The 20,681-nt window shown below is 73.1% G+C and carries 16 protein-coding genes and 2 pseudogenes; 10 read left to right on the top strand and 8 right to left on the bottom strand.

The genetic code is table 11. The annotated features are described in order from the left end of the window. Positions 1 to 2: 2 nt before the first annotated feature. The 3 genes from F3L20_RS16770 to F3L20_RS16760 are packed head-to-tail and all read left to right on the top strand — an operon-like array spanning position 3 to position 5,852. Positions 3 to 809: an HlyD family efflux transporter periplasmic adaptor subunit gene (locus F3L20_RS16770; RefSeq protein ID WP_150155082.1), complete on the top strand. Its 807-nt coding sequence runs from the start codon at positions 3 to 5 to the stop codon at positions 807 to 809. Next, complete coding sequence (locus F3L20_RS16765) at positions 806 to 3,025, top strand: NHLP family bacteriocin export ABC transporter peptidase/permease/ATPase subunit (RefSeq protein WP_150155081.1); 2,220 nt, start codon at positions 806 to 808, stop codon at positions 3,023 to 3,025. Before F3L20_RS16770 ends, F3L20_RS16765 begins: the two co-directional genes overlap by 4 nt. Position 3,026: 1 nt before the next feature. After that, positions 3,027 to 5,852 (top strand): NHLP bacteriocin export ABC transporter permease/ATPase subunit, encoded by a 2,826-nt coding sequence (locus F3L20_RS16760; RefSeq protein ID WP_150155080.1) that lies wholly within the window; start codon positions 3,027 to 3,029, stop codon positions 5,850 to 5,852. A 4-nt stretch (positions 5,853 to 5,856) separates the two neighbouring features. Here the strand turns inward: F3L20_RS16760 and F3L20_RS16755 are convergent, their stop codons facing one another. Together F3L20_RS16755 and F3L20_RS16750 are read right to left on the bottom strand one after the other, a co-directional pair. After that, the gene (locus F3L20_RS16755) at positions 5,857 to 6,387 is read right to left on the bottom strand and encodes an SRPBCC family protein (RefSeq protein ID WP_150155079.1); all 531 of its coding nucleotides are present in this window, start codon (positions 6,385 to 6,387) and stop codon (positions 5,857 to 5,859) included. A 5-nt stretch (positions 6,388 to 6,392) separates the two neighbouring features. After that, positions 6,393 to 6,731, bottom strand: coding sequence for an ArsR/SmtB family transcription factor (locus F3L20_RS16750; protein WP_150155078.1), 339 nt, complete (start codon positions 6,729 to 6,731; stop codon positions 6,393 to 6,395). 117 nt (positions 6,732 to 6,848) lie between these two features. Here F3L20_RS16750 and F3L20_RS16745 point away from each other — a divergent pair, with 117 nt between their 5' ends. Both F3L20_RS16745 and F3L20_RS33995 read left to right on the top strand, forming a co-directional pair. Then, the gene (locus tag F3L20_RS16745) at positions 6,849 to 7,859 is read left to right on the top strand and encodes a Ppx/GppA family phosphatase (RefSeq protein WP_150155077.1); all 1,011 of its coding nucleotides are present in this window, start codon (positions 6,849 to 6,851) and stop codon (positions 7,857 to 7,859) included. A 55-nt stretch (positions 7,860 to 7,914) separates the two neighbouring features. Then, the gene (locus F3L20_RS33995; protein ID WP_167534538.1) at positions 7,915 to 8,091 is read left to right on the top strand and encodes a hypothetical protein; all 177 of its coding nucleotides are present in this window, start codon (positions 7,915 to 7,917) and stop codon (positions 8,089 to 8,091) included. Positions 8,092 to 8,139: 48 nt separating this feature from the next. On the opposite strand, the pseudogene F3L20_RS16740 reads toward F3L20_RS33995, so the two are convergent. Continuing rightward, a pseudogene (locus tag F3L20_RS16740) lies at positions 8,140 to 8,748 on the bottom strand (flavodoxin family protein). 79 nt (positions 8,749 to 8,827) lie between these two features. Here F3L20_RS16740 and F3L20_RS16735 point away from each other — a divergent pair. The 3 genes and pseudogenes from F3L20_RS16735 to F3L20_RS35650 all read left to right on the top strand — a co-directional run bounded on the left by F3L20_RS16735 (position 8,828) and on the right by F3L20_RS35650 (position 10,744). Beyond that, a complete protein-coding gene (locus tag F3L20_RS16735; RefSeq protein WP_150155076.1) occupies positions 8,828 to 9,841 on the top strand; it encodes an iron-containing redox enzyme family protein in 1,014 nt (337 codons plus the stop codon). Further along, positions 9,831 to 10,515, top strand: a pseudogene (locus F3L20_RS16730) (HemK2/MTQ2 family protein methyltransferase). Before F3L20_RS16735 ends, F3L20_RS16730 begins: the two are co-directional and overlap by 11 nt. After that, on the top strand, positions 10,496 to 10,744 hold the full coding sequence (locus tag F3L20_RS35650; RefSeq protein ID WP_382687156.1) for a CDGSH iron-sulfur domain-containing protein: 249 nt from the start codon (positions 10,496 to 10,498) through the stop codon (positions 10,742 to 10,744). Before F3L20_RS16730 ends, F3L20_RS35650 begins: the two are co-directional and overlap by 20 nt. Positions 10,745 to 10,887: 143 nt before the next feature. Here F3L20_RS35650 and F3L20_RS16720 read toward each other — a convergent pair whose 3' ends face one another. Next, positions 10,888 to 11,322 (bottom strand): subtilase-type protease inhibitor, encoded by a 435-nt coding sequence (locus F3L20_RS16720; RefSeq protein ID WP_150155075.1) that lies wholly within the window; start codon positions 11,320 to 11,322, stop codon positions 10,888 to 10,890. A 445-nt stretch (positions 11,323 to 11,767) separates the two neighbouring features. On the opposite strand from F3L20_RS16720, the gene F3L20_RS16715 reads away from it, so the two are divergent. Continuing rightward, positions 11,768 to 12,937 (top strand): lactate 2-monooxygenase, encoded by a 1,170-nt coding sequence (locus F3L20_RS16715; RefSeq protein WP_150155074.1) that lies wholly within the window; start codon positions 11,768 to 11,770, stop codon positions 12,935 to 12,937. A gap of 40 nt (positions 12,938 to 12,977) precedes the next feature. On the opposite strand, the gene F3L20_RS16710 is transcribed toward F3L20_RS16715, so the two are convergent. The 4 genes from F3L20_RS16710 to F3L20_RS16695 all read right to left on the bottom strand — a co-directional run bounded on the left by F3L20_RS16710 (position 12,978) and on the right by F3L20_RS16695 (position 18,055). Further along, complete coding sequence (locus F3L20_RS16710) at positions 12,978 to 14,618, bottom strand: RICIN domain-containing protein (protein ID WP_150155073.1); 1,641 nt, start codon at positions 14,616 to 14,618, stop codon at positions 12,978 to 12,980. A gap of 436 nt (positions 14,619 to 15,054) precedes the next feature. Continuing rightward, positions 15,055 to 15,432: a toxin Doc gene (locus tag F3L20_RS16705; protein ID WP_150155072.1), complete on the bottom strand. Its 378-nt coding sequence runs from the start codon at positions 15,430 to 15,432 to the stop codon at positions 15,055 to 15,057. A gap of 3 nt (positions 15,433 to 15,435) precedes the next feature. After that, positions 15,436 to 15,681, bottom strand: a complete 246-nt coding sequence (locus F3L20_RS16700; protein WP_037722460.1) for a hypothetical protein — start codon at positions 15,679 to 15,681, stop codon at positions 15,436 to 15,438. A gap of 130 nt (positions 15,682 to 15,811) precedes the next feature. Further along, positions 15,812 to 18,055, bottom strand: coding sequence for a glycoside hydrolase family 9 protein (locus F3L20_RS16695; protein ID WP_150155071.1), 2,244 nt, complete (start codon positions 18,053 to 18,055; stop codon positions 15,812 to 15,814). 242 nt (positions 18,056 to 18,297) lie between these two features. On the opposite strand from F3L20_RS16695, the gene F3L20_RS16690 reads away from it, so the two are divergent. Further along, positions 18,298 to 20,676: a SpoIIE family protein phosphatase gene (locus F3L20_RS16690; protein WP_150155070.1), complete on the top strand. Its 2,379-nt coding sequence runs from the start codon at positions 18,298 to 18,300 to the stop codon at positions 20,674 to 20,676. Positions 20,677 to 20,681: the final 5 nt, after the last annotated feature.

Below are 20,681 nucleotides of genomic sequence, written 5' to 3'. Positions count from 1 at the left end.
CCGTGCAATTCCGCCAACAGGCCCTCGCCAAGCTCCAGTCACCGGAGGAACTCGACCTCCCGGTGCGCTTCGCCCGCCCGCAGGGCTGGCTGGTGCTGTCCGTCACCGTGATCGCGATGGCCGCCGCGTCCGTGTGGGCACTGACAGGTTCGGTCACCTCCACCGTCCAGGCGCCCGCCATCCTCACCTACGGGCACGGCAGTTACATCCTGCAGAGCCCCGTCGCCGGGCAGGTCACCGCCGTACTCGCGCGCGAGGGCGAGCGGCTGCCGGCCGGCTCCCCCGTACTCAAGGTCCGTACGCCGGACGGTGACCAGGTCGTGCGGACCCTCCAGGCGGGGCGGATCACCGCGCTCGCTGCGAGCGAAGGGCAGATCATCGCGACCGGCGCGGACGTCGCCGCGGTGGAGAAGGTCCGCGGCGCCCAGTCCCCCCTGTACGCCACGGTGTACGTCCCCGCCCAGAAGGCCGCCGGCATCCCCGCGCACGCCTCCGTCGACCTGACGGTGCAGTCGGTGCCGAGCCAGGAGTACGGCGTCCTGCGCGGCGAGGTGACGGAGGTGGACCGCTCCGCCCAGTCCCCACGGCAGATCACCGGGTTCCTCGGCGACACCCAGCTCGGCGAAGAGTTCACCCGGGACGGCAGGCCGGTGGCCGTGACCGTGAAGCTGAAGCGGTCGACGGCGACGGAGAGCGGATACGCGTGGTCCTCGGCCGAGGGCCCGCCGTTCGAGCTGACGTCGATGACCCTGGCCACCGGTTCCATCCGGCTGGCCGACCGGCGTCCCGTGGATTGGCTGCTGCCGTGAGCACCGCACAGGAGACGCGCGGCAGACGCCGTGCCGCCGCCCCGCCGCAAGGTCCCACGTCCAGGGTCAGGACGGTCCGTACGCCCACCGTGCTCCAGATGGAGGCCGTGGAGTGCGGTGCCGCCTCCCTCGCGATGGTGCTCGGACACTACGGCCGCCATGTGCCGCTCGAGGAGCTGCGCATCGCCTGCGGTGTCTCGCGGGACGGCTCGCGCGCCAGCAACCTGCTGAAGGCGGCCCGCGGTTACGGGCTGACCGCCAAGGGCATGCAGATGGACCTGGCCGCCCTCGCCGAGGTGGCGGCGCCGGCCATCCTGTTCTGGGAGTTCAACCACTACGTCGTCTACGACGGCATGGGCCGCCGGTTCGGCCGTCGCGGGGTGTTCGTCAACGACCCCGCCAAGGGGCGCCGGTTCGTGCCGCTGGAGGAGTTCGACGGCAGCTTCACCGGTGTCGTGCTGGTGATGGAGCCCGGCGAGGACTTCAGCCGGGGCGGACGCAGACCGGGCGTGCTCGGCGCCCTGCCGGCCCGGCTCCGCGGCACCGCGGGCACCATGCCCGCCGTGGTGCTGACCAGCCTGCTGCTGGTGGCGGTGGGCGCGGCCGTGCCGGGACTCAGCCGCACCTTCATCGACGACTTCCTGATCGGACAGCAGACCTCGACGCTGGACGTACTGTTCCTGTCGATGGGCGCCTGCGTGCTGCTCACGCTGCTGCTGACCTGGCTGCAGCAGGCCAACCTGCTGAGCGGCCGGCTGATCTCGTCCACCCTGTCCAGCGCGCGGTTCCTGCGCCATCTGCTGCGGCTGCCGGTGACGTTCTTCTCCCAGCGCAGCCCCGCCGATCTGGTGCAGCGCCTCCAGTCCAACGACGCGGTGGCCGAGACCCTGGCCCGCGACCTGTCGGCGGCGGGCGTCGACGCGGTGGTGGTCGTGCTGTACGCGGTGCTGCTGTACACGTACGACCCGCAGCTCACCTTCGTGGGCATCGGGGTGGCACTGCTGAACATCCTGGCGATGCGGATCGTCATCCGGCTGCGCGCCACCCGTACGGCGAAGCTGCGGGCGGACACGGCGCGGCTCACCAACACCGCGTACACCGGGCTCCAGCTGATCGAGACGCTGAAGGCGACCGGCGGCGAGGACGGCTACTTCCGCAAGTGGGCCGGGCAGCACGCGACCACGCTGGAGGAGCAGCAGCGGCTCGGGGTGCCGAGCGCGTGGCTCGGGGTCGTCGCGCCGACGCTCGCCACGCTGAACAGCGCGCTGATCCTGTGGATCGGCGGCATGCGGGCGGTCGAGGGGCACATCTCGGTCGGGCTGCTGGTCGCCTTCCAGGCGCTGGTCACCCGGTTCACCGCGCCGCTGACCCGGCTGAACGGGGTGGCGGGCCGCATCCAGGACTTCGCCGCCGACGTGGCCCGGCTGAAGGACGTGGAGAACTTCCGGGCGGACCCGTTGTACGGCCGTCCCGAAGCCGGTGAGTCGACGCGGCGGCTGCACGGCCATGTCGAGCTGCAGAACCTCACCTTCGGCTACAACCCGCTGGACAAGCCGCTGCTGACCGGGTTCGACCTGACCGTGGGGCCGGGACAGCAGGTGGCGCTGGTGGGCGGTTCGGGCAGCGGCAAGTCGACGGTGTCGCGGCTGATCTCGGGGCTGTACACCCCGTGGGACGGCGTGATCCGGATCGACGGGCAGCGCATCGAGGACATCCCGCGCGGGGCGCTGGCCGCGTCCGTGTCGTTCGTCGACCAGGACGTGTTCCTGTTCGAGGGCACGGTGCGGGACAACGTGGCGCTGTGGGACCCGTCGATCCCGGACGAGGCGGTGGTGGAGGCGCTGAAGGACGCGGCGCTGTACGACGTGATCGTGCGCCGGCCGGGCGGCATCCACAGCCCGGTCGAGCAGGACGGCCGGAACTTCTCCGGCGGTCAGCGCCAGCGTCTGGAGATCGCGCGGGCGCTGGTGCGGCGGCCGAGCATCCTGGTGCTCGACGAGGTGACCAGCGCGCTGGACGCCGAGACGGAGCTGGTGGTGATGGACAATCTGCGCCGGCGCGGCTGTGCGTGCGTGGTGATCGCGCACCGGCTGTCCACGGTCCGCGACAGCGACGAGATCGTCGTCCTGGACCAGGGCACGGTCGTGGAGCGCGGGCGGCACGAGGAGCTGGTGGCGCGCGGCGGCGCGTACGCGGCGCTGGTCAGGGAGCGATGAGATGACTGCCGTGCAGGAGGGGCAGGGCGGCGACGTCGTCCTGGGCGCGCTCGGCGCGCTGGGCACCCCGATCGACTGCTCCGGGTTCGGACGTCTGGACCTGGAGGGGCCTCAGGTGCTGTGGCTGATCGTGTCCGGCGCCGTGGACCTGTTCGCGGTGGACGCCGAGCAGCAGGGTCACTGGCACCACCTGGGCCGCCTGGAGGCGGGCTCGCTGGTGCTGGGCCCGGTGGCGGGTCCGGCGCACACACTGGTTGCGCGGCCGCTGCGGGACTGCGTGGTGCACCGCGTCGCGCTGCGCGAGCTGTACCAGTCGGCGGGAACCCAGACCTGGTCGTACGACGAGTACGGCAACCCGCAGTACGTGCCGCCCACGACGAGCCCGCTCGAGTACGCCCTCGCCCTGGGCGTGGGCCGGAGCCTGGCCGTGCTGTTCCAGGCCCCGATGGCGACGGAGCGGGCGGCGGCCCCCACCGACGACGACGTGTTCTGGATGCAGGTGCCGCCGGGCAGCGTGCAGTACGGCTCGCTGTACGGGGCGGAGGCCGCGGCGGACCTGTTGATGGACCCGGCGCTGTGGCAGACCATGGTCGACCAGCAGTACCGGCTGATGACCACGCTGGACCGGTGGATCGAGCAGCTGGAGGAGACCCACGAGTCGCGCACCGCGCAGGGCATCGCGGCCGGCGAGGCGGTACGGGCGCAGGCCGACCGGACGCTGCTCGCGGCGATCGGCAAGCGGTCGGGGCGGAGCACGACGGCCGCCGACGCGGACGCCACGTACGCGGCCTGCGAGCTGGTGGCGCGGGCCGCCGGCATCACGCTGGCCGCGCCCGCGCAGGCCGGCACCGGCGGGGACCGGCTGGACCCGGTCGAGCAGATCGCGCTGGCCTCACGGCTGCGCACCCGGGTGGTGCGGCTGGACGACCGGTGGTGGCGGGACGACGTGGGGCCGCTGGTGGGCCGTCGCGCGCTGTCGGGGGCGCCGGTGGCGCTGCTGTGGCGGCGCGGCGGCTATGTGGCCGTGCATCCGGCGACCGGCCGGGAGACCCCGGTCGAGAAGGCGAACGCCGGGGAGTTCGAGCCCCGGGCGGTGATGTTCTACCGGCCGCTGCCCGAGCGGCGGCTGAGCCCGCTGCGGCTGATGCGCTTCTGCGTGTCCGGCACCCGGGGTGACCTGACCGGGCTGCTGCTGAGCGGCCTGGTGACGGTGGCGCTCGGGACGCTGGTGCCACTCGCGACCGGCAGGGTGCTCGGCGAGTACGTGCCGACGGCTCGGACGGACCTCATCGTGCAGGTGTGTCTCGCGGTGATGCTCAGCAGTGTGGTCGCCGCCGCCTTCATGCTGCTGCAGAACCTCACCCTGCTGCGGCTGGAGGGCCGGGTGGAGGCCACGCTCCAGCCGGCGGTGTGGGACAGGCTGCTGCGGCTGCCGACCCGGTTCTTCACCGAGCGGTCCACGGGTGAGCTGGCGAGCGCGGCGATGGGGATCAGCGCGATCCGCCGGATGCTGGCCGGGGTGGGCCCCACGGTGACCCAGTCGGTCACCGTGGGCGCGGTGAACCTGGGGCTGCTGCTGTGGTTCAGCGTGCCGATGGCGCTGGCCGCGCTGGGCATGCTGGTGGTGGTCGCGAGTGTGTTCCTGGGGCTCGGGCTGTGGCAGGTGCGCTGGCAGCGGCGGCTGGTGGTGCTCACCAACAAGCTGAACAACCAGGCCTTCCAGACGCTGCGCGGGCTGCCGAAGCTGCGGGTGGCGGCGGCGGAGAACTACGCGTACGCGGCGTGGGCGTCGCAGTTCGCGCGCAGCCGTGAGCTGCAGCAGAAGGCCGGGCGGATCAAGAACCTGACGGCCGTGCTGGGCGCGGTCTATCTGCCGCTGTGCACGCTGGGGATGTTCATGCTGCTGGCCGGTCCGGCGCGCGGGTCGATGACGGCGGCGGAGTTCCTCACCTTCAACACGTCGGTGACGATGGTGCTGACGTCGGTGACCCAGCTGACCGGGTCGTTCGTCTCGGCGGTCGCCGCGCTGCCGCTGTTCGAACAGATCCGGCCGGTGCTGGACGCGACGCCCGAGGTGCGTACGGCGAGCACCCGGCCCGGGCCGCTGACCGGGGCGCTCGAGGCCCGGCGGGTGTCCTTCCGCTACTCCGACGACGGTCCGCTGGTGCTGGACGACGTGTCGTTCGAGGCGCGTCCGGGCGAGTTCGTGGCGGTGGTGGGCCCGAGCGGCTGCGGCAAGTCGACGCTGCTGCGGCTGCTCATCGGCTTCGACCGGCCGCAGTCCGGCTCCGTCCTGTACGACGGGCAGGACCTGGCGGCGCTGGACCGGTCGGCGGTGCGCCGGCAGTGCGGTGTGGTGCTCCAGCACGCCCAGCCGTTCACCGGGTCGATCATGGACGTGATCTGCGGGAGCGAGCCGTACACGCCCGAGGAGGCGATGGCGGCCGCGGAGATGGCGGGGCTGGCCGAGGACATCCGCCGGATGCCGATGGGGCTGCACACCATCGTCTCGGGCAGCGGCGCGGTCTCCGGTGGTCAGCGGCAGCGGCTGATGATCGCCCAGGCGCTGATCCGCAGGCCGCGGATCCTCTTCTTCGACGAGGCGACCAGCGCCCTGGACAACGAGACGCAGCGCACGGTGATCGAGAGCACCAAGGCCCTGCGGGCGACCCGTGTCGTCATCGCGCACCGCCTGTCGACGGTCCTGGACGCGGACCGGGTGGTGGTGATGGAGGCCGGCAAGGTGGTCCAGCAGGGCACCCCCGCCGAACTGCTCGCCGACACCCGGGGCCGCCTGCACGAGCTGGTGCGCAGACAGCTGGCCTGATCCGTCAGACGTCCGCGCCGGGGTACGGCGCTCCCGAGGGCATCCCGGCCGCGACGTAGGCCTCGTACAGCTCCCGGGCGGGTGCCTCGGGGCCGGCGTGCGGTCCCTCGAAGCGTTCGCCGCGCGCACGGGCGTCCAGCGCGGAGAGGCACACGTCCCAGCCGGCGCTGTTGCGGGCGGCGGTGTTCTCGGTCCCGAGGACGTTCGTGAGGGTGAGCCGGGTGCGCTTGCCGGCCAGTTCCTCCAGGTCGAAGTGGATCTCGTCGTCCTCCCAGGTGAAGGAGAGGTGGCGGGGCGGGTCGACGGCGATCACCCGGCCGCCGGAGTCCTCCAGTGCGGGGTCCCCGGTGAAGGTGACGGCGCCTCCGGGGCGCAGGTCGATCTCCGCGCGGGAGGGGAACCAGTGGGCCAGCTCGTCGGGGTCGGTGACGAACCGCCACACCCGGTCGACGGGGTGGCCGTACTCGCGGCTGAAGCGGACGGCCGGGCGTCCGTCGTCCAGGGTGAGGAAGGTGCCGGTGGGTTCGGCGGGCATGGGGATCAGTCCTCCGGTGTCGGTTCGGTGGCGGCCGGCCGCTCGTCCAGGCGGCGGCCCAGCGCGTCAAGGCTCTCGCCCCACAGCTTCCGGTACGGAGCCAGCCAGGCGTCCAGGGCGGCCATGGGAGCGGGGTCCAGGGCGTACACCCGGCGCTGCGCCTCCTGCCGTACGTGGACCAGGCCGGCCTCGCGGAGCACCTTGAGGTGCTTGGAGGCGCCCGGCTGGCTCAGGCCGCACTCCCGCGCGATCTCCCCCACCGGCCTCGGGCGTGCCAGCAGCAGGGCGACGACGGCCCGTCGACGCGGGTCGGCGAGGGCGGTCCACAGGTCGGCGGCGGGCATACAGCCACTATGCCTCCGTGGTTATATTCCCGTCAAGGAATATACGGCCGTGGCGTGTCTTCGCCGTCCGTCGCGGTCCGGCCGTTGGGCGGGGCGGGAAATGGGTACCCACGGGCCATGCGGACCAGCGTGGTGGATGTCGGGTCGAAGACCGTCAGGCTCGTCGTGTCGGACACGGAGGGCGGGGCGCCGCTGCCCGTGCACACCGCCAAGTGGCGTCTGCGGCTGTCCGAGCAGGTCACGCCCGGCGGGGAGGTGCCCGAGCGGGCCGTGGAGGACCTGGTGGACGCCGTGGCGGCGGCGGACCGGGCCGCGGAGCGGTGGGGCGCCGCCGGTCCCCTGGCCTTCGCCACGGCCGTGGTGCGCGGTGCCCCCAACCGGCAGGAGGTGCTGCGCACGGTGCGGGAACGGACCGGCGTCGAGCTGTGCACCCTGCCCGGCGAGGTCGAGGCGGAACTCACCTTCCTCGCGGCGCGCCGCTGGATGGGCTGGCGCTGCGGGCCGCTCGCCCTGCTGGACATCGGCGGCGGCTCACTGGAGGTCGCCTTCGGACGCGGCCGGCTGCCCGACTTCGCCACCTCGCTGCCGTTGGGGGCGGCCCGGCTGACTCACGAGTACTTCGAGGACGAGGACCCGCCCTCGCCCGACCGGGTACGGACCCTGCGCCGCAGGGTCCGGCACCAGCTGCGCGACGCGGCGGCCCGGATCCGCTGGGAGGGCCCGCGTACGGCGGTCGCCACCTCCCGCACCTTCCAGCAGCTCGGGCGGCTGTGCGGGGCCGCGCCCGGCCGGCACGGCCCGTTCGTGGAGCGGGAGCTGTCGGCATCCGACCTGCGCGTGGCGATCGACCGGCTGGCCGCGCTGTCCGCGGCCGAGCGCGCCCGGCTGCCCGGCATCTCCGCGCCCCGCTCACTGCAGAGCCTGGCGGGCGCGGTCGTCGCGCACACCGCCATGAAGCTGACCGGCCTGGCGACGGTGACGATCTGTCCCTGGGCGCTGCGCGAAGGGGTGCTGCTGCGCCATGTCGAGGACGGTCCGTCCTGGTGGGCGGAGGTCACCCGGAGCAACGAGAAGGAGGCGGCGGGCGCCGGTCCCGTGCCCCTGCGCATCCCCGCCGCACGCCACTGAGCCCGCCCACGGGGCGGCACCGACCGGTACGACCAGCACGACGTGAGGAGAGCCCGTGTCCGAGCACGACGACACCCCCAAGGACGAGTCGGCCGTCGACGAGGTGCTGCGCGAGGTGGAGGAGGCCGAGCGCCGGACCCGGGACACCGAGGAGGACCGCCGGCACCGCGGTGAGGCGGGCGAGGCCGTCACGCCCAACACCGAGGCGCAGGAGCAGGCCGAGGGCGAGTAGCACGTCGGGGCTGCCGCCGGGGCCCGGCGGCAGCCCTGACGCCCGGCCCTACTGCGGAGGGGCGCCGAGCGGCCGGGCCGCGAGAGCGCGGGCGACACCCAGCAGGTTCACCGCCATGGCGCGGCCCGTGCTGCGTGACCAGTCCTGGCCGCCGCCACCCTCCAGGAAGGACGGGCCCCCGGCCCGGACCATGGTTCCAGTACGTCCACGCCTGCCCGGGATGGTGTACCCGATGTCCTGGAGCCCGCCGGTGATCTCGCTGATCACATGGTGGGCGCCGTCCTCGTTGCCGGTGACGACGACGCCGGCGACCCGGTTGCAGGCGACCGGGCGGCCCTCTTGGTCGGTCTCGGACAGCATCGCGTCCATCCGTTCCAGGACCCGCTTGGCCACCGACGACGGCTGGCCCGGCCAGGTCGGCGAGGCGATGACGAGGATCTCGGCCGCGAGAAGCTTCTCGTGCACCCGGGGCCAGTCGTCGCCCTCGTGCACGGCCTCGCTGACCACGCCGGGGGCGATCTCCAGGTCCACGGCGCGGACGACGTCGACCTCGACGCCCTCCTGCTCCAGCCGCTCGGTGACGGTCCGGAACAGCGCCTCGGTGTGGGAGGTCTCCGGTGACTTCTTGAGCGTGCAGTTGATCACCAATGCCTTCATGACGTCATGGGGTACCCCGCGGGCGCGCCCCCGCCATGCCGCCGGGCGTTTCCGTCCGCCGTCCGGGTACTCGGGGCCCATGGACGACCCCCGAGACGAACCTCTGCTGCCCGGACCGCGCGGGCCGCTCAGCCGCGGCGTGACGACGTATCTGCGGGGCGCCGGCCCGCTGCCCTCCGAGGAGGACGTGGCGGCGGCCGCCGTGTACGGCGAGGACCTCCAGCTCGCCCTCTACCTCTGCTACGAGATGCACTACCGCGGTTTCGCGGACGTGGCGCCGGCCCTGGAGTGGGACCCGGACCTACTTCGCACCCGGGCCGCCATGGAGCGCCGCTTCCTCGCCGCCCTGCGCGCGGACGCCCCGCACCACGAGAGCGTCGACGACGCGCTCGCCGGGATCCTCGTGGAGCCGGTGGACGGCACGGGCGTCAGTCACTTCCTGCGCGACAAGGGCGAACTGTGGCAGCTGCGCGAGTACGCGGCACTGCGCTCGCTGTACCACCTCAAGGAGGCCGACCCGCACGCCTGGGTGCTGCCGAGGCTGCGCGGCCGGGCCAAGGCGGCGATGGCGGCCGTGGAGTTCGACGAGTACGGCGGCGGGCGGGGCGACCGGGTGCACGCCCGGCTGTTCGCCGACCTGATGACCGACCTCGGACTGGACACCACGTACGGCCGGTATCTGGACGCCGCCTGCGCGGAGCTGCTGGTCACGGTGAACCTGATGTCGCTGTTCGGCCTGCACCGCACGCTCCGGGGCGCCCTGGTGGGTCATTTCGCGACGGTCGAGATCACGTCCTCGCCGGGGTCCCGGCGGCTCGCGGAGGCCATGCGCCGCGCGGGCGCCGGTCCCGCCGCCGAGCACTTCTACGACGAGCACGTGGAAGCGGACGCCGTGCACGAGCAGGTCGTCCGCAAGGACGTCATCGGCGGTCTGCTGGAGGACGAGCCGCTGCTCGCCCCGGACATCGCGTTCGGTGTGGCGGCCACGGTGTTCACCGAGGACCTGCTCGGTGACCGGCTGCTCGCCCACTGGCGGGAGGGCCGCTCGGCCCTGCGTGTTCCGCTGTCACAGGAGGTGACCCATGTCTCTTGACCAACGGGGTACTCGGCCGCCTGTGAAAAGTCTGGCACTCCCGGGCGTGTACGCCCCTCAGGAGGACACCGAGCTGCTCGCCGCCGCCCTGGCCGACGAGCCCGTCCCGCCGGGCGCCGACGTCCTGGACGTCGGTACCGGCTCCGGCGCCCTGGCCCTGGCGGCCGCCCGGCGCGGCGCCCGTGTGACCGCCGTCGACGTGTCACGGCGGGCCGTGTGCACGGCCCGGCTGAACGCGCGGCGGGCCGGTCTCTCCGTCCAGGTCGTGCGCGGAAACCTGTTCGATCCGGTGCGGGGCCGGACGTTCGACCTGGTCCTCACCAATCCCCCTACGTTCCCGCGCCGCCGGGCACCGGCCGCCACGCGGCGCGGCCCGCGCCTGGGACGCGGGCGGTGACGGCAGGCTGGTGCTGGACCGCGTCTGCCACGAGGCCCCCGGGCTGCTGCGGCGGGGCGGTGTGCTGCTCCTCGTGCAGTCGGCGCTCAGCGATCCGGAGCTGACCGTGGACTGCCTGCGGACCGCCGGACTGAAGTCCGCGGTCACGCAGCGGCGGCGGATCGCCTTCGGTCCGGTGCTGCGGACCCGGGAGAAGTGGCTGCGGGAGCGGGGGCTGCTGTCCCCCGCCGACAACGAGGAAGAGCTGGTGGTGGTCCGTGCCGAACTCCCCGTCTGACCCCGCGCCCTCCCCCGCCGGGTCGGCGCCCTCCCCGTCCGGGCCCCCGGGTGACCCGCGCCGCGTCACCATGCGGCGCAAGGGGCCGATGCTGGTGGAGGGACCGGTGGAGGTGGAGCTGGAGGACGGCTCGGTCGTGTCCTCCGACCGCTTCCGCGTGGCCCTGTGCACCTGCCGGCGCAGCCGGCGCTACCCGTGGTGCGACACCAGCCACCGCGACCGCGCCTGAATCCTTCCCGACACGGCCCGGAGGCCGGCGGGCGGCCCCACTCCGCCCGCCGGCCTCCTTGTGGGATCGCACTGTCCGCGCGGTGCCCCGTACTCCCCAGTCCGCGGGCCGCCACACGGTCACGGGAACGCGCGATCCCGGTCTCAGAAGGCGAAGACGCTCGACCCGTGCGCGTTCAACTCGCACGCGTTGGAGAACGAGCGCTCGTAGGAGACGCGCTTGCCCTGCCAGACGCCGTCCACGGTGACCAGCACCGGGTCGTACACCATCGGGCACATGACGTCGTCGCTTCTCGTCAGCGCGTTGAGGTCGCCGCCGACGACGGTCAGGTCCGCGCAGGCGGAGGCGGCGGCCGGGTGGGTGCCCGAGGGTCCCGGGGCACAGGTCAGGGTGACGGCGCGTTCCGGCGTGACGGCCGTCGCGCTGACTCCCTTGCCGACCGTGAGCACCAGGGCCGAGGGGGCGTAGAGCGCGGACGGGGCATGACCCGGGGCGGCGAGCGCGGCCCCGGAGAGGGGGGCGCCGACGGCGGTGGCCGTGAGACCGAGGGTGATGGCCCAGCGCGCGGTGTTCCGCATTGTGTGCATCCTTCCGCTTCGTTTTCTTCCGGTTGCCGGCCCGTGCTCGGTTGGTGCCGAACCAGCGTGCCGGAGTCTGCCGAGTCCCCGGCGGAAACTCACGTCGACCCCATGCATTTCAGTAACATTGCGTATTGAATCAGTGGCGCGAAGTGACCAAGTGGACGCGCGTGGACCCGGTAACCGGGCGGTTGTCACGGGTGCCGCACAGCGCGGTGGCCGAATTCCCGTCGCTCGTTAATCGGCCTGAAACATTCCGATTCCGTCGTACGCAGGCCGAACAGAAACCCCTTGCGGTCATGAAAGGGTCACTCGCCGGTCATCCGACGGCTTTCCGCGAGGCACGCGGGCACAGCGGACATCCGCCTCCGGGCGCTGGACGCCACCGGCACATACCGGCCAGTATGCGTCGGACCATGTGGCACGAGGAGACAGGGCGGGACGGATGGCGAAGCACTGGGCCGACTTCCAGTACGAGATCTACCTGAACGGCATGACGGGCGCCGTACCGCGGTTGCCGACCGACCTGACCCGACTGGAGGAATTGACCGAGCGGCGCCTCGGCCCCGGTCCGGTCGGCTACGTCGCCGGCAGCGCGGGCGACGGCGGTACCGCCCGCGCCAACCGTGCCGCCCTGGACCGCCGTCGGATCGTGCCGCGCATGCTGCGCGACGTCCACGAGCGGGACCTGTCGGTGGAGGTGCTGGGCCGCCCCCTGCCCGCCCCGCTCGCCCTGGCCCCGGTCGGGGTGCTGTCGATCATGCATCCGGAGGCCGAGTCGGCGGCCGCCCGGGCGGCCGCCGCTCAGGGGGTGCCGTTCGTGCTGTCCTCGGCGTCCAGCACGCCGATGGAGCAGGTCGCCGAGGCGATGGGGGACGCCGAGCGCTGGTTCCAGCTGTACTGGCCGAAGGACGTGGAGGTGGCGCGCAGCTTCCTCGGCCGGGCCAAGGCGGCCGGATACACGGCGCTGGTCGTCACCCTGGACACTCCGCTGCTGTCCTGGCGCCCGCGGGACCTGGACCAGGCGTACCTGCCGTTCCTGCGGGGCGTGGGCACCGCGAACTACTTCTCCGACCCCGCGTTCCGGGCGGGGCTCGCCAAGCCGGTGCACGAGGACCCGAACGCGGCGGTGATGCACTTCGTGGGCATGTTCTCCGACCCCGCGAAGACCTGGCCGGACCTGGCGTTCCTGCGGGAGAACTGGGACGGTCCGATCGTCCTGAAGGGCGTGCTGCACCCGGACGACGCCCGGCTCGCCGCCGACGCGGGGATGGACGGGGTCGTGGTGTCCAACCACGGCGGCCGTCAGGTGGCGGGCGCGATCGGGGCGGCGGACGCGCTGCCCGGTGTGGTGCGGGCCGTCGGGGACCGGCTGACCGTGCTGTTCGACAGCGGGGTGCGCACCGGCGACGACATGTTCAAGGCGCTCGCGCTGGGCGCGCGGGCCGTGCTGGTGGGCCGCCCGTACGTGTACGGGCTGGGCCTCGACGGGCAGGCGGGCGTGGAGCACGTGATCCGCTGCCTGCTCGCCGAACTCGACCTCACCCTCGCCCTGTCGGGCCACTCCGGTCCGAGCACCGTCGGGCCCGACGACCTGACCGGGACCGTGGTCTGACGCCGTCCGGGCGGCCCTCGGGCCGCCCCGGGGCGCGCCGTCAGCTCACGGGCTCGGCCAGGTCCGCGTACCGGGCGGACGAGGTCGTCGGACCGGTGACGGAGAGGGAATCCGTGGCCGAGCGTACCGGCTCGGCGGCCCAGCGCTGCTCCACGGTCCGGTCGCGCACCTTGACGACGATGTCGGCGTTCGCGTCAGGCGTCGCCGGGGCGAGCGCCAGCTGGACGTCCCAGCGGGGCACGAGTTCGCCCTGCACCGTGAGGTCGTAACGCACGTCGTCGGCGGTCCGGTCGCCGGTGTCCGCGCACGTCCCGAGGACCACGACACCGGCGTCCTTGTGGGAGTCGAGGCACAGTCCCGGATCGGCGACGCTGCGCAGCAGGCCGTCCTCCTCGTACGTCCACTGCTGGCTCCACGCCGAGGAGCACTTCGCCAGCCGGGTACCCGTTCCGTCCTGCGGCTCGTCCCGGGCGTCCAGGCACAGGCCCGAGGCGATGTTGCGCAGCCGGGTGCGGCCGGGCGCCGAGGGCAGGCCGGCCGCGCCGGGCGGTGAGGCGGACGGAACGGCGGCGCGCCCGCCCGCGCCGGTGGCGCCCGTCGGATCGGCGGTGCCGCCGTCCGGGGTGGACGACCCGGCGATGAGCACGCTGACCAGCACCCCGGCGGACACCGCGCCGAGTCCGGTGAGCAGCGTGCGGGTGGAACGCACCGGGTCGGGCAGCGTGATGTGGCCGAGCCGCTCGGGCACCGGGAACCGGGACAGCAGCCGGTGCCGGCTGTGCCCGGCGTCGCCGCCCCCGCCCTTGCGCCGGCGGCGGGTGGCACGTCCGGTGCGCGGTCCCGCCGTGGCGCGGCCGGGACGCGAGTCGAGGTAGCGCCGAGCCCCCCACCCGAGCACCGCCTCCGCGATCAGCGTGCCCAACGCGCTCTCGAAGTGGCTCAGTTGCTCGGCCGCGTTGCGGCAGTAGCGGCACTCGCCCAGGTGCTGGCGGACCTCGGGCAGCAGCGCCCCGCCCCGGCGGATGGGGACGTCGAGCAGCCGGTTGTAGAAGCGGCACTCCTGGGTGGGTGCCAGTTCCTGATGGGCACGGACCAAACCCTGACGGAATTTGTCTCGTGCCTGATCGAGCGCGCCCGACGCGATGTCGGGATCCGTGCCCAGCAGACCCGCGGGTACGGAAATGGGCTCGGCCTCGACCTCGACGTGCCAGAGCAAACAGCGCGCGAGTGCGGGCAGGGAACGGAATGCCCGCTGGGCGAGTGTGCGGTTTTCCGGCGTCATGGTCGTCGCCGCGCGCATGCCGCGTCCGCCCGCCGGTTTCAGCAGCCCCGGCAGAACGTCGGCTATTCGGTCGTCGGCGGCCCACTCGCGGACCGTGTCCCGCACCCCCACCAGCAGGACCGGACGGAGCGCGACGGCGGACTCACCGACGGCGACCCGGTCGAGCACCCGGTGCAGGGCGGCCCCGGTCACCATGGCGGCGGTCTGCCCGCCCGAGGCGAGGCACACGGTCGCGTAGTCGTGCATCGCGTGCCAGTGCCGCGCCGTCAGCAGGGCGACGGAATGGGCGGCCTCGCTCTCCGGGCGGCCCCGCAGCCGCGCGGCGAGTGCCTCGTCGGATTCCCCCGGATCACCGCCCGGCGGGGGATAGGGAGGTCGAGGGGGGTGGGGGGTGTGCACGGAGATTGGTTCCTTCCCGCAGCGCATGTGACATTCGAGCGTTTCCGGCACCGAAAAGGGACGCCCGATTGGTTCATACCTCTTTGGTGTGGCGCGGGGGGCGGGAATTCACCGACGGCTCATCCGACCCGGTTCATCAACTCGCGTGCGTCCCCGGCCTTTACCCCCACACGGGTGGCTCACTCTCGCACAACCCGCACGCGGCCAACAAGGCGGTCGGACAACCTGCCCACGTTGACAGAAAGTCAAAAGGACAAGGCCGTCCGCGGCGATCGGTCCGGCATTCGCGTCGCCTTTTCCCGGGGTTCGCACCGGGTGCTGCGAAAAGGGCGTGACCGGAAGCCGGGGAACACCACTCCCCCGGCATGCGCGCGCCATCGTTTCCGCACCGCGCACGCCGTGTGAACGGCCCGCGCCGAGCCCGGAGGCGGGGGCGTCAGATCTGCCAGGAGCGCAGCCGGTCGGCGGCGCCGTAGACGTCGGTCGCGCCGGAGATCAGGTCGCGGGCGAGGTCCACCAGGGCGCCGTAGGGCGCGTCGATGCCGGCCCCGCTGGCGTACATGTAGGCCACCGCCGTGGCACAGGCGAACCGGGCGTTGGCGGAAGGCAGCGGGCGCAGCACGGCCAGGGTGTGCAGCAGGGCGGCGGCCCGCCACGCGGCGTCGGAGTTCACACCCAGGCGGGGCGGGTCGACGCGATGCCGGGCGACGGCCGCCACGAGCGCGGAGAAGTCGTTGACCGTGGGCTGGTCCGGGAGGACCTCCTCGTGCCGCTGGAGCAGCCACGGCACGTCGATGTGCAGCACGGGTGCCATCGGTCAGGCGGCCCGCCCGGCGCCCGTGGCGGGCGGCTCGTCGTCGGGGAAGGCGGCGGCGAACTCGTCGGCGTGCGTGGCGAAGAACCGGCGGAAGGCCTCGGCACCCTCCTGGAGGGCGCGGTGGCGGGCGATGTCCGCCGCTGCCGCCTCCCGCACGAGCGCCTTCATGGACGTACCGCGTTCCTTGGCGATCTGCCGCAGGTCCTCGAGCTCGCGGTCGCTGAACTCCACGTTGAGAGCTGGCATGGACTTACGGTACCGCTCGGGTACTGATCAGTAAATACCCGCAGGTCAGAGCGTACGTGGTGGGGTACCGCCGGACACGCGTGCGGGCCGGTGACCGCATCGGTCACCGGCCCGCACGAGGAGCGGTGGGTCAGCCCTGGTCGGCCACGAAGGAGGCCATGCGGGTCAGGGCGGCGTTCCAGTTGATGGTGTGCTCGTTGGTGGACCAGGACTGGATGTCGTCGATGAAGCAGAACTGTCCGAGACAGCCCTGCAGTTTCGACTGGGCGAACGGATCCTGGATGCTGGAGTTGGGTCCGCCGGACAGCGTGCCGGGGGGCGGGCCGGGCAGGTTCGGGTCGAGCTGGCGGGCGTACCACCGGCTGTGCTGGTTCTTGGCGTGGACCTCTCCGTAGCCGGTGACGTAGGACATGTTCAGGGCGTTGCGGCCGAGGATGTAGTCCATGCTCTGCAGCGCGCCGTCCCGGTACTTGGCCGCGCCGGTGAGGTCGTAGGCGGTGGCGAGGACGACGGCGTTGTTGAGGATCTGGTGGCTGGAGCCCCAGTCGTAGAGGTTGCCCTGCGGCGCGTACGGCATCCCGTACGGGTGCGCCGTCAGGGTGGCCAGGTAGGCGTCGGCGCCCTCGATCACGGAACGGCGGACCTGGTCGAGCCCGGGCAGCTTGTTCGGCACCGTGGCGAGGTCGAGCCGGCCGGCCGCGGCGGTGCGCGCCCAGTCGAAGCCGATCGGGCCGAAGATGTCCGCGGTGTGCACCGGGGACGTCAGCAGGTACTCCTTGAACGCGCGCTCGCCCGTGGTGAGGTAGAGCTCCGCGGCCGCCCAGTAGAACTCGTCGGACACGGTGTCGTCGGGGTAGGCGCCGCCGCCGATGCCGTCGTCGGGGTCGGCGAGCAGGTCCGGGTGGGCCAGTGCGGCCGCCCAGGCCGTGCGCGCGGCGGCCAGCGCGCGGTCCGCGAACTTCTTGTCGTAGGGGCGGTAGAGCCGCGCCGCCTGGGCGGCCGTGGCGGCGAGGTTGAGGGTGGCGGCGGTGGTCGGCGGGTGCAGTTCCCGCTTCTGCGGGTCGTCGCTGGGCAGCAGGGGCAGCCCGGTCCACTGCTCGTCGTGGATCTTGTGGTGGGCCATGCCGGCCAGCGGCTCACCGGCGGGCACCTGCATCTTCAGCAGGAACTCCAGTTCCCAGCGGGCCTCGTCGAGGATGTCGGGGACCTTGTTGCCGCTCTCCGGGATGTCCAGCGTCCGGTCGCCCAGCTTGTGCGCGTTGCCGGTGCGGGCGTGCCGGGCGCGCTCGTAGGTGCTGAGCACCTCCCAGGTGCTGATGCCGCCGTTGACGACGTACTTGCCGTGGTCGCCGGCGTCGTACCAGCCGCCGGTGACGTCGAGGGTGTAGTCGCACTCCCCGGGCCGGCAGGGCACCGCGCCGTCGCCCTGGTTCGGGGCGACGTCCACGTGGCCGGCCGGGCGGCCGTAGCCGGGGCGCAGGTCCTCGCGGATCGCGACGCCGCTGCGCTGGGTGTAGTAGTACTTCGCCGAGTCCAGCCGCAACCGCTCGTAGGCCTTCGCGTCGATGTCGAAGGGGTGGCTGGTCTCTCCGTCGGCGGTCAGGGTGAAGCCGGTGCCGTGGCCCCGGTAGGAGCCGAAGTCGACGGAGTGCACGTTCTGTCCGGAGGAGCCGTCGACGCCGCGCGGCACGGTCCAGCCGGTGCGGACCACCCGGCCGCGGCCGTCCTTGAGCTGCCAGGGCAGCTTCTTGGTGGCGTCGGTGACGAGCGTGGCGTTCTTCGGCCCCGCGGGCAGGTAGCCGACCTGGTTGACCCGGACACGCGGCCCGGTGTCCGGCTCGTACGGCTCGGGGGCGACGCCGCCGAGCAGCGACACGTCGTCCACGCAGAACCGCCAGGGGTCGGGACTGCCGCCGAGCTGGAAGCCGACCTGGGCCTGCGCGGTGTCGACCGGCGAGGTGAAGGTGTACGAGTAGCTGTCGCCGGAGACGCTGAGCTGCGGCGACACCTCGTGGTAGGTGTCGTACGGGTCCACCTGGAGGCCGACGATCGCCCGGACCACATGGCCCGCGGGCGAGCCGGTCGCGGTGAAGGAGAACCGGTACGTCTCCCCCTCCACCAGGGTGATGTCGTTGTGGCCCACGATCGCGTCCCAGCGGTTGGCCGTGCCGCCGGGCACGTCGGCGCACAGGCGGCCGTCGGAGGCGCCCGCGGTGACGCCCTCGGAGGCCCACCAGGGGTCGGTGCCGTTGTCGAACGTACCGTTGCGGACCTGCTCGACCTCGTCGGCCCCGGCCGGGGCGGCGGGCAGCGCGGTGAGCGCGGTCGCCAGCAGACCGGTGAGGGTCAGCAGAGCGGTTCTGCGTCTGTTCACGTCTGGGCTCCTCTGCGGAGGTGCGGGGGACGAGAGCGCAATGGGAGCGCTCCCAACTCCGTGCGCCGACCATGGTTGTGGCAGATGTGACGCGCCGTCAACGGTCGTGACACGAACAACCGTGCTCACTTGGCGCGGAGGCGAGGGGCCCCGGTTCCCGTTCATGTCGCGCCCCGACGCACTAGGCTGGGTCTCTGGCGATGCACCGGTTCACGGTGAGTGTGCGCAATGGAGTGGCGACGATGAGGCCGGACGACCCGTTCGACGATGCCGTGACGGCCAGGGCCGTCATCGCCGCCGACGGCACGCTCGCGCGGTGGAGCGAGGGCGCGCGCCTGCTGCTGGGACACCGGGCCGAGGAGATCGTCGGCCGCCCCGCCGCCGAGCTGCTGGCCGACGGTTCGGGACCGCTCCCGCTGCCCGCCGACCGCTGGAGCGGCACGCTGGTGCTGCGGCACCGCGACGGCGGCACGGTGAGCGTGTGGGTACTCGCCCACCACCGGAAGCCTGCCGGCGACGGCCCCGGCGAGTGGCTGGCGGTGACCCCGCTGGAGGCCACCGACCACGAGCTGCCCGACGATCCGCTGGTCAGGAAGGCCGTCTTCCAGTCGCCGTGCGCCACGATGGTGTTCGACCAGGCGCTGCGGCTGCGCGGGGTCAACGACGCCATGGCCCACCTCCTCGGACTGCCCGCCGACCACCTGCGCGGACTGCGGCCCACCGACATCGGGGGACGCCCGCAGCACAGCGAGCTGGAGCGGCAGCTGCGCCAGGTGCTGCGCACCGGACGGCCGCACGACATGCAGACGTACATGAAGGCCACCAGCGAGAACCACGCGCACGCCTGGCTCGCCCGGATGGCCCCGCTGACCGACCGGTCCGGCCGGGTGCGGGGCGTGTGCGTCACCGCCCACGACTTCACCGAGCAGTTCCGGGCCCGGGAGCGGCTGCAACTGGTCAACGAGGCCAGCATGCGCATCGGCTCCACCCTGGACGTCACCCGGACGGCGCAGGAGCTGGCGGAGGTCTGCGTGCCCGCGCTCGCCGACTTCGTGAGCGTGGAGCTGCTGGAGCCGGACGAGGCCGGGGGCGAGCCCGCCGGTCCGCTGTCACCGCCGGTGTCGCTGCGCCGCGTCGCCCAGCAGTCCCTCACCGCCGGCAGCCCGGAGGCCGTCGCCGACGTGGGCGAGGTGGTCGTCTACCCGGAGGCCTCGCCGCAGGCGGACTCGCTGCTCACGGGGCACAGCATCGTCGCCTCGGTGCCCTCCGGCGACCTCGACCCCTGGCTGTCGGTGGACACGATCCGCGCCCGGCGGATCGAGGAGTACGGCGTGCACTCCATGCTGTCCGTCCCGCTCCAGGCGCGCGGTACCACCCTCGGCGTGGCCGCGTTCACCCGGTTCAGCCAGCCCGAGGCGTTCACCCACGACGACGTGCTGCTGGCCGAGGAGGTCACCGCCCGGGCCGCCGTCTGCATCGACAACGCCCGCCGCTACTCACGCGAGCGGGAGACCACCCTCGCCCTGCAGCGCAGCCTGCTCCCCCGCACGCTGCCCCGGACGGCGGCGCTGGAGGCGGCCACCCGCTATCTGCCGGCCGCGCGCACGGGGGTGGGCGGCGACTGGTTCGACGTGATCCCGCTGTCCGGGATGCGGGTCGCGATGGTGGTGGGTGACGTCGTCGGGTACGGCATCCAGGCGTCGGCGACGATGGGCCGGCTGCGCACGGCGGTGCGCACCCTCGCCGACATCGACCTGGCCCCCGACGAGCTGCTCACCCACCTCGACGACCTGGTGCTGCACCTGTCGGAGGAGGCGGGCGGCGATTCCGGCCCCGGGGAGGTCGGCGCGACCTGCCTGTACGCGGTGTACGACCCGGTGTCGCGGCGCTGCACGCTGTCCCGGGCGGGGCACCCGGCGCCCGTGCTGATCCCGCCGGGCGGACCGCCCCGCCACCTGGAACTGCCCTCCGGGCCTCCGCTGGGGCTGGGCGGGCTGCCGTTCGAGTCGGCCGAGTTCGAACTGCCCGACGACAGCGTGCTGGCGTTCTACACCGACGGACTGGTCTCCTCCCGGGAGCGCGACCTCGGACAGGGCGAGGCGCTGCTCCGCGAGGCGCTGTCCGGCGCGGCCGGCCCGCTCGACGAGACCTGCGACCGGGTGCTGAACAGCGTGTTGTCACCGGGCGGCGCGACGGACGACGTGGCGCTGCTGCTGGCCCGTATGCGGGGGCTGCCGTCCTCGCAGGTCGCCACCTGGGACATCCCGGCCGACCCGGCGCTGGTGGCCCCCATCCGCAAGCAGGTCCTCGACCAGCTGGCCGACTGGTCGCTCACCGACGCGTCGTTCACCGCGGAGCTGGTGGTGAGCGAGCTGGTCACCAACGCCATCCGGTACGGCGCCCCGCCGATCCGGCTGCGGCTGATCCATGACGCCTCGACGCTGATCTGCGAGGTGTCCGACACCAGCCACACGGCCCCGCACCTGCGGCGCGCCAAGACCTGGGACGAGGGCGGCCGGGGCCTGCTGCTGGTCGCGCAGCTCACCCAGCGCTGGGGCACCCGGCACACGGCCGAGGGCAAGACGATCTGGGCGGAGCTGACCCTGACCGACACGCCGTGACCGCT

Origin of the sequence: Streptomyces tendae (genome assembly GCF_008632955.1) — a bacterium.
GTDB lineage: Bacteria > Actinomycetota > Actinomycetes > Streptomycetales > Streptomycetaceae > Streptomyces.
This window is presented reverse-complemented; position numbering and strand designations above follow the sequence as displayed.